Consider the following 10,061-nt stretch of genomic DNA (forward strand, 5'->3'; position numbering starts at 1 on the left):
ACGCCGGTGTCCTTCAACGTGATCGTCCGTCCGGGTGCGGAGACCGGCGCGACGGCGAGGCAGCAGCTGGAAGCCTGGCTGGCCTCGGCGGGGGAGCAGTTGAGCTCGCGGCTGGAAGAGCTCGCGGGTTCCCCGGAGCTGCGGGGTGAGATCTCCCTGGATCGCAGCGCATTCGTCGAGGACAGCTCGGAGATCAAGCAGCTCAAAGAGGAGATGGCCGACCGACCGGCCGGCGTGCGGCGCCTGGCCGCAGCCGCACTCAGCGCCGGGATGAACGTCATCGTCGCCGCGCCTGCGGAAGAAGCCAGCTGCAGACATCCGTTTCCTGGGCCCGTGGCCGCCGTACTCCCTCGCGGACATGAGCGGCAACGAGCAGGCGATGACGGGACCCGCGGAGTAGAGGACCGCGTCACCCTGGTGGGGAGAGCGCCACTGCGGTCACTCTGGGTGCAGCATGTCCTCCACCGGTGCTGACGGGTCCTCCGCGATGGAGCGCAGGGCCGTCAGCGTCGCGTAACCCTCCGCGAGCAGTGCGGCGTCGCTGCCGGGAGCAGGCGGGTCTGTGGGGTCGGAGACGGCCAGGCGCACCGAGTCGTCTGAGTCCTCATCCGCCTCGGTCGCGGTGGTCTGGACGACGCCGAACTCGTCCAGTGTCGCGTGTCTGCACTTACTCCGCATTCGCACGAGCCTGCCGTTCGCGCCCCGAACCGCGTGATCCGCACCCCCGCCCTGACGACCTCCGCGGGCCAGCGCGCACGATACCTGCGGTTGCGGGTCATCGACTCTCGACCTGGCTCGACGAGCGAGGCTTCGCCCGGGTTCTCGATGCACGCGGGTGGCTTCCCACCGCGCCGGACTGGGCAGGTGGAATCCGAGCCAGGTGGACCCCGGGCGAGGCGGCGGCGCGTGCGCGCCTCGACGAACTCGAGGACGTACTGGAGGGGTACGGCGAGTCGCGGGACCGCTCCGATGGAGCCAGTACGTCCCTGCTATCGCCCCGACTGCGGTTCGGAGAGCTGTCCCCGCATGAGGTCTGGCACCGCAGCGTTCGGATCGGACGCGCCGGAAGGTCGGTGGCGGCTGCGGGGGTCTTCAACGATGAGCTGCTGTGGCGGGAGTTTGCCTGGCACCGACGTGCGGTGCTCACGCACCTGGCGACTGAGAACATCCGGAGTGAGTCCGACGACTTCGAGTGGGATGACGATCCCGATGCCCTTCGTGCATGGCAGCAGGGCCGTACCGGAGTGCCGCTGGTCGATGCAGGGATGCGCGAGCTGTGGGAGACGGGGTTCATGCACAATCGGGTGCGCATGGTGACCGCGTCGTTCCTCGTGAAGAATCTCCTCCAGCACTGGACCCGGGGAGAGCAGTGGTTCTGGGACACGCTCGTCGACGCCGACGAGGCCTCGAACCCCTTCAACTGGCAGTGGGTCGCAGGGAGCGGTGATGACGCGGCACCGTACTTCCGGATCTTCAACCCGTATCGGCAGGCAGAACGCTTCGATCCGGACAATGCCTATGTGAACACCTGGGTGCCCCCAGAGGATCGGGATGCGGAGCCTATCGTTGACGTGGCACAGACGCGCAGGGAAGCGCTGGCCGAGTATCGGCGGGTGAAGAGCTGAGGGCACTGCGGAGAACCTGAGGTTGCTCCAGCCGAACCCGAGGGGCTCGCAGGGGGAGACGTTCAGGTGGGCAGCGCTGCTGCGGCCTCGTGAAGGAGGCCGTCCATACCGCCGGTCGCGAAGGCTGCCCGTTGCCTGGTTGCCCCGGTGCCGTGGCTGAGGATGCGCTGCAGCCCGTCGCGGACGAACCCCTCCTCTGAGGTGCTGGCGAAGAAGGTCCTCACGTGGGTGAAGAGTTCCCACACGACGGTCTCTGCCGGCAAGGAGATGCCTCTGGTCGGTTCGAACAGTCGATCGTCCAGACCGAACCTGGCGGCCTGCCACTGGGCGATGTCGAGCCGCTCGGGTGGGATCCGGTGCTCCGCTGCGGGCAGTGACATCGCGGCCGTGACCAGGGCGCGCGTGAGCAGGGCGATGGTCACGGCGTCCTCCGTGTGCAGCTGGACGTCGCAGGCGCGGACCTCGAGGGTGGGAATGTGGGAAGGCAGGCGCGCCAACCAGTTGAGGCAGCCGGGGTCGAAGACGACATCGGCTTCCAGGAGTTCTCCGACGCGCTCGTCGTAATCGGCGGCATCGTGGAAGTGCGGCGGTATCCCGCTGGCCATCCAACGGCTGTAGTGGATCGCGGGCCAACTGGCGAAGCCGCTGTCCTGCCCTCTCCACATCGGCGAGTTCGCACCCAGTGCGGTGAGCACGGGCAGCCAGGGGCGGAGGCCGTTGAGCGCGTGCACTCCGGCGTCCCGATCAGGGATCCCCACGTGGACATGCATGCCGTTGATGTACTGATCGGCGGCGAAGCCCGGGGCCAGCGCGGCGAACTGACTGTAGCGCTCGCCTGCAGTGACTGTCGCACCCTCTTGAGGGACTCTGGGGGCGGTGCCGAGCGCGATTGCGTCCATGCCCATGCTGTCTGCTGTGTCCCTGAGCGCACGACGGAAGCTCCGCAGTGACTCCCGTGCTGCGCTGCCATCGGGGAGGATCGCTGTGGACGTCTCGACCTGGCAGGTCAGCCATTCCGTCGAGGTGCACCCGCCTCCCGCGGTGATCGCTGTCAGCTGCGCCGTCTGCTCCCGCGACGGCATCGCCGGCAGACCGGTCTGCCGGTCGAAGAGGAAGAACTCCTCTTCGATCCCGAACCCGCTCACCGGACGGCCTGCTCGGGGTTCTCTCCACGTGGCACGGACGGCTGAGCACGACGACGCAGACGGAGGCTCACCGCTGTGAGGAGGACGACTGCCGCGGAGATTCCGGCCACCCAGGCGATGACCGTCGACTCGAGTCCGCCATCGACGCGACCCACGGCGATCCAGGCCAGCCCCCACGCCACGGCGACAGCGGGCGCCAGGCGGCCTCGCGTGCGCACGGCCATCCCGACGCCGATCCCTCCGGCGAGTACGACGACGGCCGAGGCCGCGATCTGCCAGCCTGCGAATGCGCCGATCCCCGCTGCTGCGGTCAGTGCCGCGACGTTCGCCACGGTCGCTACAGTCACCCAGCCCAGGTACAGGCCGAACGTCCCGTCGGTGAGCAGCATGTCCAGCCGTCCCTGTGGGGCGTAGGCCTCCATGAGCTGCAGCATGCGGATGAGCACGATCAGCAGGGCGGCGATGACGACCACACTGCCGATGAGGAGGCCCAGCTGGACCGACCAGATCCACGCGGCGTTGAGAAGTGCGGAGGCGATCGCCCACAGGCGCAGTGATCGCTGTCGTGACGAGCTGCGGGCTGTGGGGAAGAGCTGCCACAGTGCGTATCCGGCCAGACCGGCGTAGATCACGCTCCAGATGCTGAAGGCGCCTCCGCCCGGCGCCAGGGGAGTGGCATCGGCCGACAGCGCACCTCCGGCGGCTTCAGCGATGGGAGTCCCACCCAGAGCGCCGCTGCCGATGAAGGACCCGGCGATCGACACCGCCACGGCGACGATGGTGATCGCGGCCCACGTCCATGATCCTGTGCGCCGATCCACGGTGGCACGTCCTCTCGTCACGCCGAACAGACTGATGCAACAAGACTACTTGTCCTCATCGAACTCGGATCGCTTTTTGATTGTTCTTCACGTGTGCGCTACATTAGGGGCCGTCGGTTAGCAGTGGCCGCTCCTCGAACATGAACTGAGGTCCTCGCCGCTGTGTCTGTTTTTGATTCTTTCCCCATGCTCATCACCCTCGACGCCGTCGCCGAGTCGATCGATGCTGTACCGCGCAGGGCGGATGCACTCACACCCGGTCACGCGTCCGATGTCGAAGAGCGCGCTCGCACGAGCGAACACGGCGGGCTGTCTCACCTGGACAGCGCCGCGCATGTGATCGGCGTGCTCCGCGAGGCGGTGCTGGGCAACGACGCGGAACTGCTGTCCAATCTGTCTCTGGTCGCAGAGAGCCTGAGTAGGAATCGCCACCACACAGCGGCTGCGAACCCCATCGGTTCGTCTCTCACCGAGTACGAGGCCTATGTCTGGCACGATGCCTATGTCCGGCACGATGCAGACGACGATTGGTGCTTCGCTGTTCCGGCACTCGATATCGAGCAGCGCAACCACCTGCATCCGAGCAGCATCGCGTGGCTGGCGGCCTCGGCCGCGACACTGGCCGGGGGAGTGCCTGCGAACGTGCGGCTGATCGTCGGTCCATCGATGGACACGGCAGACGCTCTGGACGAGACCGAGGTTCCGCGCGTCGAAGAAGCCGCACGTTTCAGTGATGCTGGAGTCGCGGAGGGCCGCTCATGAGTGTGATCGACAGGGCCGCCGTCATCGCCCAGGCCCGGGACGTGCGCGTGTGCATGTTCCACGTCGTCGATGACGATATACAGGTCGCTTCGGAACCCAGGACCATCATCGATATCGATGAGGAAGACCGTCTGTGGTTCTTCGCCTGGGTGCCGTACGATCAGGTCGATGACGAACTCGACACGCGCGATGTCACGCTGACGATCGTCGACGACGCCCGTTGGGTATCGATCCTCGGGCGGGCCACCCCGCATCATGAGAACCTCGAGCAGAAACTGGTGTCGTGGGGAATGGATCCGAAGATCGAGAACGAGTCCAGAGCCTTCCGCCCGATGCTGTTCGACGTGTCGCCGTCGACCGCCCACTACTGGAGTTCGCCCGGCAGCACGCCGGTGTCGATCTCGATGCTGCCCGACGCCGCCGTACCCCTGCTGGAGCCGCGCTCACCGATCTTCGGGGCCGTGCGTCACCAGCTGTCCCCACTGACAGAAAGCGAACATCTGACATGACCACCGACTACGACGCCCCGCGCAATCAGGACCAGGAGAAGAACACCGTTCCTCTCGAGGAGTTCACGAATCAGGGTGCCCAGCGGCAGACGAATCAGATCGATGAGGACGAAGCCGTCGTCTCCGAAGGACTCGAACTGCCGGGTGCAGATCTCTCAGGCGAAGAGCTCACCGTACGGGTGCTGCCTCAGCAGAGCGACGAGTTCACCTGTATGGAGTGCTTCCTGGTCCACCACATCTCCCAGCTGGCGAGCGAAGAAGGGGACGAGCCGGCCTGCGCTGACTGCGTCGGCTGAGCCGCGAGGCCGCCTCATCCGCGTCGCGTGCGCAGTTCGCCGGTGGACACGAGGTGCTCCGCCACTGCGACGAGCTTCGCGTTGGTGGTGCTGCTCGCGTGGCTGAGGAGCAGGAACGCCTGCTGCGAGGTGATCTTGTACCGCTCCATGAGGATGCCCTTGGCCTGTCCGATGATGTCCCGGATGGCGATCGCCTCGCGGAAGTGGACTTCCTGACGTGATTCGGCGAAGGCCAGTGCGCATGTCCGGGACCCGCACCGTGGTCTCCTCGTACACAGCGTCGAGGCACGGGCCTTCGCGCTCCTCCATCTGGATGGCGTCGGCCCGGCTCGGGAGGTCGCTCGTCGCGGCCTGGGCCATGACCGTCTTGCGGCCGAGCACGATGCTGATCGCACCGTCCTCGACTCCCGGGATCAAGTTGACGGCAGCGCGGACCATCGCCTCCAGCATGTCCTCCGGCGTCCGCTGCTGGAGATCACGAGCCATCCGTCCCAACTCGTAGTAGGTCGAACGGCGGGCCAGCGGGGAGGCCGGCAGGTCGACAGCGGTGATCAGTTCACCGTGAGCCAGTGTCGTCTCGACGTCGGGGCGGTCGCCGGGCAGGGTATGCAGATCCCCGATCGGGATTCGTCGCTGCCCGTCGGGGCCGGACAGCAGGGCTCGGCTGACGCCCGGCCAGCCCCGGCGCACCAGGGGGTCGGCGGCGAGGTCGCTGTTGCGGACGTTCGTCCCGATGCGCAGGCCTGACTCGGTCTCTTCGATGTCATCCAGCGGCAGCCTGCTGATATCCACCAGTCGACCAGGTTGCTTCCGCCGCCCAGGTAACGGGCGCGCTCGTCACCGCTGACGGCGTCCACAGCGGCTTCGGTGGTTGCCGGCACCTCGTAGGTCATCTCTTTCTTCGTCCCGTCGCCTCCCTCACCGCGTTCAGGATGCCGACGTACGCGCCGCAGCGGCACAGGTTGCCGCTCATCCGTTCGCGGATCTCGTCATCGTCGAGGTCGACGTCGGCCTCGAGGTGCTCGGTCACGTGGCTGGGGTGACCGTGCTCGGCCTCGTCGAGCATGCCGATCACCGAGCACACCTGGCCCGGGGTGCAGCAGCCGCACTGGAAGCCGTCGTGGGCGATGAACCCCTGTTGGACAGAGTGGCGGCGTCCGTCCAGGAGCACGGTGCACGAACCGCACTGGCTGTGGTCGCAGAACTGGAGGTCCTTGTTCGATATCGACGTACATTCGGCTTAAGTAGCGGTCGGTTGACTGTATCCAGTGCGCTAGTATGGCGGTGATCCACTGCAGCCATCCGGCGAGGAGCAAGGTGTCATGCCAGAACCCGAACGGGTCGTCCTGCTCGATGATCATGGTCGTCCTGCGGGAACGGCGCTCAAGTCCGAGGTCCACGGCCAGGACACGCCTCTGCACCTCGCGTTCTCCTGCTATCTGTTCGACGAAGCGGGCGCAGTGCTGGTGACGCGACGAGCGCTTACCAAGCGCACATGGCCCGGCGTCTGGACGAACAGCTTCTGCGGTCACCCGGGCCCGGGGGAGGAGCTTCCCGAGGCGGTCCACCGCCGGGCCCGGGAAGAGCTGGGAGCGACCGTGCGTGATGTCTCCTGTGAGATCCCCGGCTTCCGCTACCGTGCGATCGACGCGAGCGGGATCGTCGAGAACGAGATCTGCCCCGTGCACACCGCGGTCATCGACGGCGACCTGGAGCCCGATCCGTCCGAGGTCTCAGAGTGGGCGTGGGTGCGACCGGAGGACCTCCGTGCGGCGGTGGAGGCCGCACCGTTCGCCTTCAGCCCGTGGCTCGTCGAACAGCTCCCCCAGCTCACGCCCGGAACCGGGCCGCCGCGATGACCGCGGCAGGATCTGCCCCCCGCTATGACAGGGTGGCCCAGGCGAGCGCGGCCGCCGTGATCAGCGGCTACTCGACCTCGTTCGGGTGGGCGACCCGGCTGCTCGCCCAGGCGGAGCGCGGAGACGTCCGCAGCATCTACGCGCTGGTCCGGGTGGCCGACGAGATCGTCGACGACCCGGACCTCGGCCCCGATCCGGCGCTGCGCCGACGCCTGCTGGACGGTCTCGAAGCGGAGACGCTTCGCACCATCGACTCCGGACGCAGCGCCAACCTCGTCGTCCATGCCTTCGCGAGGGTGGCTCGGAAGCACGGGATCGATGCGTCTCTGATCGAGCCGTTCTTCGCGTCGATGCGCGCAGACCTGACGCAGACCGACCACACGGGTCACAGCCTGGACGAGTACGTGTACGGATCAGCGGAGGTCGTCGGGCTGATGTGCCTGAGGATCTTCATCGCCGGTGATGCCGCCGCGTACGAACGGCTGAGCCCGTCCGCCCGCAGGTTGGGCTCCGCCTTCCAGAAGGTGAACTTCCTGCGCGACCTCGCCGATGACTACGACGTGCTCGGTCGTCGGTACTTCCCTCAGCTGGACCCGGCGCGCTTCAGCGACGCCCATCGCGACGAGCTCCTCGACGACATCGATGACGATCTGGCAGCGGCGGCGGTCGGCATCGCGGAACTGCCGGTCGGCAGCCGCCGTGCCGTCCAGGCCGCACACGCGCTCTTCGGTGCTCTGTCCCAGAGGCTGAGGCGGACACCGGCTTCCGACATCCGCCGCAGGCGGGTGAGGGTCCCGGACAGCAGCAAGGCGATGATCCTTCTCCGGGTATTCGCCCGCGGGGTCGTGGAGCGCCCATGACCGCGATCCTCTACCTGGCTGCGCTGCTCGTCTCCACCGTGTGCATGGGCCTGCTCGACCACCGCTTCCGGCTGGTGCTGTGGCATACACCGCGAGGCAGAGCGTGGCGCGGCGCGGTGACGGTGCTGATCGGCGTCGTGTTCTTCCTCATCTGGGATCTGGCGGCGATCGCCTTCGGCCATTACGGAGCGGGCCGGACCACGGCGATGACCGGGATCATGGTCGCTCCCGAGCTGCCGATCGAGGAGATCGTATTCATCACGTTCCTGAGCTACCTGACCCTCGTGCTTAGGGGGCTGATCGTCCGGGGCGCGCAGTGGATTCGTCGGACGCCGTCCCACGAAGCCGACCGGGAGGTGGGCCAGTGAGCTACCTCGCGCTTGCCATGGTGTTCCTGACTCCCGCCATTGCAGTGGCCGTCTACGCCTCGTGGCGCTGCAGGCTCTCCGTCCGCTGGTGGGGCGCCACGACCGCGACGATCATCGTGCTGCTGCTCCTGACGATCGTGTTCGATAACCTCATGATCGCTGCAGACCTCTTCCGCTTCGACGAGGATCAGCTGACGGGGTGGAGGGTGGGCCTCGCCCCGATCGAGGATCTGATGTGGCCTGTGGCGGCCGGGCTGCTGCTGCCGTCGACGATAGCGCTGCTGGACCGACGCGGCCGGGCTGGCTCCGGTCGAGCAGCGTAGTCGCGTCGCATGCTTCAACGTCGCGTCGTTGTCCGAGCTGCTTGCATCAGCGTGACGAGGCAGGGCGATGACCCGGAGCCCGGTGGCTATGTCAACCCCACTTGGCCCCTGGCTGACGGCCAGAAGTGGACCCACCTTGCGCGAGCCCAGCGGCAGATCAGGATGAGGTCTTGCGCTCTTCATCGGACCGCAGGATGCAGAACTGGTTGCCCTCGGGGTCGGCCAAGGTGACCCATCCCAGCCCGTTGGCCTCACGGCGGTCAGCCACGAGGGTGGCGCCCAGCCCGAGGACTCGCTCGACCTCCTCGTCGCGGGTTCCCGTGCGGGGCCGCAGATCCAGGTGGAACTTGTTCTTGCCCGGTGTCGGATCTGGCACCTCGATGAACAACAGGGTGTGGCCGGTCTCGGGATCAAAGATCGGGCATTCCTCGTGACCAGGTTCGTTCGGGTCGTCGGCGTGATCGACGTATCCCAGGATCGGTCGCCAGAACTCAGACAGGGCGTAGGCGTCGCGGCAGTCCACTGAGGTGTGGGAAACGAAGCTCGTCATGACAGGAGTAAAGCACGCCGAGCCAGACCGGGCCAAGGGTGCCCAACGGACGCCATTCGGCAGATGATCGATGTCACGCGCCTGTGGCGGGCGTCCGGTGCCGGGCTCGGGTGTGGGCGAGGCGGTAGGAGTTGGTGCCGGTTTCGATGATGGTGGCGTTGTAGGTGAGGCGGTCGACGATCGCGGCGCACAGGCGGGGGTCGGTGAAGGTGTCGGTCCAGGCGGAGAAGGACTGGTTGGAGGCGATCGCGATGGCGTTCTTCTCCTCGCGTTCGGTGAGGACTTGGAACAGCAGTTCGGCGCCTCGCCGGTCGAGTTCCATGTAGCCGAGCTCGTCAATGACGAGGAGGTCGACGCGGCCGTAGCGGTTGATGGTCTTGGTGAGTTGTTTCTCGTCGGCGGCTTCGACGAGCTCGTTCACGAGCCGGGTGGCGAGGGTGTATCGGACGCGGTAGCCCTGCTCGGCGGCGGCGGTGCCGAGGGCGATGAGCAGGTGGGACTTGCCGGTGCCGGAGTCCCCGATGAGGCACAGGGGGTCGCCGCGGCGGATCCAGTCGCCGGTGGCGAGCTCGTTGATGGTGGCGGGGTTGATGTTGGGGTTCGCGGTGAAGTCGAAGTCGGCGAGCCATTTCTCGCGGGGGAAGCCGGCGCTCTTGATGCGACGCAGGGTGGAGCGGCGGTCGCGGTCGTCGACCTCGGCCAGGAGGAGTTCGGCGAGGAAGCCTTGGTAGGTGAGTTGTTCCTTTGTGGCGGCCGTCACGGCGTCGTCGACGACGGCGCGGATGGTGGGCAGCCGCAGCCGGCGGCAGGCCTGGTCGATCGCGGCCTGCGCGGCTTGTTCGGTCAGGCCCTGACGCCGGCGAAGGCTCGCGGGGCGGCTGGTGCTGGTGGTGGTCGTGGTGGTGTTGGGGGTGGTGGGGGTGGTCGTGGGTGTCCGGTGGTT

General features: G+C 67.1%; 16 protein-coding genes and 1 pseudogene. 9 read left to right on the forward strand and 8 right to left on the reverse strand.

Annotation, left to right across the window (positions count from 1 at the left end; genetic code table 11):
* Positions 1 to 6 precede the first annotated feature (6 nt).
* On the forward strand, positions 7 to 474 hold the full coding sequence (locus FM105_RS02660) for a GvpL/GvpF family gas vesicle protein (protein ID WP_087004384.1): 468 nt from the start codon (positions 7 to 9) through the stop codon (positions 472 to 474).
* Here the strand turns inward: FM105_RS02660 and FM105_RS14865 are convergent.
* Positions 439 to 678 (reverse strand): hypothetical protein, encoded by a 240-nt coding sequence (locus tag FM105_RS14865; protein ID WP_256970180.1) that lies wholly within the window; start codon positions 676 to 678, stop codon positions 439 to 441. The genes FM105_RS02660 and FM105_RS14865 overlap by 36 nt on opposite strands.
* Positions 679 to 1,073: 395 nt before the next feature.
* Here FM105_RS14865 and FM105_RS14870 point away from each other — a divergent pair, with 395 nt between their 5' ends.
* Complete coding sequence (locus FM105_RS14870) at positions 1,074 to 1,625, forward strand: FAD-binding domain-containing protein (protein WP_256970181.1); 552 nt, start codon at positions 1,074 to 1,076, stop codon at positions 1,623 to 1,625.
* A 62-nt stretch (positions 1,626 to 1,687) separates the two neighbouring features.
* Here the strand turns inward: FM105_RS14870 and FM105_RS02670 are convergent, their stop codons facing one another.
* Both FM105_RS02670 and FM105_RS02675 read right to left on the reverse strand, forming a co-directional pair.
* Positions 1,688 to 2,770, reverse strand: a complete 1,083-nt coding sequence (locus tag FM105_RS02670; protein WP_087004390.1) for a carboxylate-amine ligase — start codon at positions 2,768 to 2,770, stop codon at positions 1,688 to 1,690.
* Positions 2,767 to 3,591 carry a tryptophan-rich sensory protein gene (locus FM105_RS02675; protein WP_087004393.1) on the reverse strand — a complete coding sequence of 275 codons (825 nt, stop codon included), beginning with the start codon at positions 3,589 to 3,591 and terminating at the stop codon, positions 2,767 to 2,769. Before FM105_RS02675 ends, FM105_RS02670 begins: the two co-directional genes overlap by 4 nt.
* A gap of 186 nt (positions 3,592 to 3,777) precedes the next feature.
* Between FM105_RS02675 and FM105_RS02680 the strand changes: the two genes are divergently transcribed.
* Genes FM105_RS02680 through FM105_RS02690 form a run of 3 tightly spaced genes read left to right on the forward strand, consistent with a single transcriptional unit; the run spans position 3,778 to position 5,158 of the window.
* Complete coding sequence (locus tag FM105_RS02680; RefSeq protein WP_087004396.1) at positions 3,778 to 4,353, forward strand: hypothetical protein; 576 nt, start codon at positions 3,778 to 3,780, stop codon at positions 4,351 to 4,353.
* Positions 4,350 to 4,862, forward strand: coding sequence for a pyridoxamine 5'-phosphate oxidase family protein (locus FM105_RS02685; protein WP_087004401.1), 513 nt, complete (start codon positions 4,350 to 4,352; stop codon positions 4,860 to 4,862). Before FM105_RS02680 ends, FM105_RS02685 begins: the two co-directional genes overlap by 4 nt.
* The gene (locus FM105_RS02690) at positions 4,859 to 5,158 is read left to right on the forward strand and encodes a DUF4193 domain-containing protein (protein ID WP_087004406.1); all 300 of its coding nucleotides are present in this window, start codon (positions 4,859 to 4,861) and stop codon (positions 5,156 to 5,158) included. The genes FM105_RS02685 and FM105_RS02690 overlap by 4 nt, the downstream gene beginning before the upstream one ends.
* Positions 5,159 to 5,172: 14 nt before the next feature.
* Here FM105_RS02690 and FM105_RS14875 read toward each other — a convergent pair whose 3' ends face one another.
* From FM105_RS14875 to FM105_RS02705, 3 genes and pseudogenes are all read right to left on the reverse strand, one after another.
* Positions 5,173 to 5,307 carry an ANTAR domain-containing protein gene (locus tag FM105_RS14875; RefSeq protein WP_256970182.1) on the reverse strand — a complete coding sequence of 45 codons (135 nt, stop codon included), beginning with the start codon at positions 5,305 to 5,307 and terminating at the stop codon, positions 5,173 to 5,175.
* Positions 5,308 to 5,872: 565 nt separating this feature from the next.
* A pseudogene (locus FM105_RS14880) lies at positions 5,873 to 5,950 on the reverse strand (hypothetical protein); the annotation flags it as partial.
* Positions 5,951 to 6,047: 97 nt separating this feature from the next.
* Positions 6,048 to 6,329 (reverse strand): 2Fe-2S iron-sulfur cluster-binding protein, encoded by a 282-nt coding sequence (locus FM105_RS02705; RefSeq protein WP_306298549.1) that lies wholly within the window; start codon positions 6,327 to 6,329, stop codon positions 6,048 to 6,050.
* Positions 6,330 to 6,480: 151 nt separating this feature from the next.
* Here FM105_RS02705 and idi point away from each other — a divergent pair, with 151 nt between their 5' ends.
* Genes idi through FM105_RS02725 form a run of 4 tightly spaced genes read left to right on the forward strand, consistent with a single transcriptional unit; the run spans position 6,481 to position 8,568 of the window.
* Positions 6,481 to 7,017, forward strand: coding sequence for an isopentenyl-diphosphate Delta-isomerase (gene idi, locus FM105_RS02710; RefSeq protein ID WP_087004415.1), 537 nt, complete (start codon positions 6,481 to 6,483; stop codon positions 7,015 to 7,017).
* On the forward strand, positions 7,014 to 7,877 hold the full coding sequence (locus tag FM105_RS02715; protein WP_087004418.1) for a phytoene/squalene synthase family protein: 864 nt from the start codon (positions 7,014 to 7,016) through the stop codon (positions 7,875 to 7,877). The genes idi and FM105_RS02715 overlap by 4 nt, the downstream gene beginning before the upstream one ends.
* Positions 7,874 to 8,245, forward strand: a complete 372-nt coding sequence (locus FM105_RS02720; RefSeq protein ID WP_087004421.1) for a lycopene cyclase domain-containing protein — start codon at positions 7,874 to 7,876, stop codon at positions 8,243 to 8,245. The genes FM105_RS02715 and FM105_RS02720 overlap by 4 nt, the downstream gene beginning before the upstream one ends.
* Positions 8,242 to 8,568, forward strand: coding sequence for a lycopene cyclase domain-containing protein (locus FM105_RS02725; RefSeq protein ID WP_087004423.1), 327 nt, complete (start codon positions 8,242 to 8,244; stop codon positions 8,566 to 8,568). Before FM105_RS02720 ends, FM105_RS02725 begins: the two co-directional genes overlap by 4 nt.
* A gap of 157 nt (positions 8,569 to 8,725) precedes the next feature.
* Here the strand turns inward: FM105_RS02725 and FM105_RS02730 are convergent, their stop codons facing one another.
* Complete coding sequence (locus FM105_RS02730) at positions 8,726 to 9,118, reverse strand: VOC family protein (RefSeq protein ID WP_087004426.1); 393 nt, start codon at positions 9,116 to 9,118, stop codon at positions 8,726 to 8,728.
* Positions 9,119 to 9,191: 73 nt separating this feature from the next.
* Positions 9,192 to 9,965, reverse strand: coding sequence for an IS21-like element helper ATPase IstB (gene istB, locus FM105_RS02735; protein ID WP_087004444.1), 774 nt, complete (start codon positions 9,963 to 9,965; stop codon positions 9,192 to 9,194).
* Between the last annotated feature and the right edge of the window lie 96 nt (positions 9,966 to 10,061).

It is taken from the genome of Brevibacterium yomogidense (assembly GCF_900163715.1).
Taxonomy (GTDB): Bacteria; Actinomycetota; Actinomycetes; order Actinomycetales; family Brevibacteriaceae; genus Brevibacterium; species Brevibacterium yomogidense_A.

What these genes read in the sequence shown, in the direction of transcription:
- FM105_RS14865 (WP_256970180.1), bottom strand. Translation starts at nt 678, where the DNA reads ATGCGGAGTAAGTGCAGACACGCGACACTGGACGAGTTCGGCGTCGTC.
- FM105_RS02680 (WP_087004396.1), top strand. Translation starts at nt 3,778, where the DNA reads ATGCTCATCACCCTCGACGCCGTCGCCGAGTCGATCGATGCTGTACCG.
- FM105_RS02685 (WP_087004401.1), top strand. Translation starts at nt 4,350, where the DNA reads ATGAGTGTGATCGACAGGGCCGCCGTCATCGCCCAGGCCCGGGACGTG.
- FM105_RS02690 (WP_087004406.1), top strand. Translation starts at nt 4,859, where the DNA reads ATGACCACCGACTACGACGCCCCGCGCAATCAGGACCAGGAGAAGAAC.
- FM105_RS14875 (WP_256970182.1), bottom strand. Translation starts at nt 5,307, where the DNA reads ATGGAGCGGTACAAGATCACCTCGCAGCAGGCGTTCCTGCTCCTCAGC.
- idi (WP_087004415.1), top strand. Translation starts at nt 6,481, where the DNA reads ATGCCAGAACCCGAACGGGTCGTCCTGCTCGATGATCATGGTCGTCCT.
- FM105_RS02715 (WP_087004418.1), top strand. Translation starts at nt 7,014, where the DNA reads ATGACCGCGGCAGGATCTGCCCCCCGCTATGACAGGGTGGCCCAGGCG.
- FM105_RS02720 (WP_087004421.1), top strand. Translation starts at nt 7,874, where the DNA reads ATGACCGCGATCCTCTACCTGGCTGCGCTGCTCGTCTCCACCGTGTGC.
- FM105_RS02730 (WP_087004426.1), bottom strand. Translation starts at nt 9,118, where the DNA reads ATGACGAGCTTCGTTTCCCACACCTCAGTGGACTGCCGCGACGCCTAC.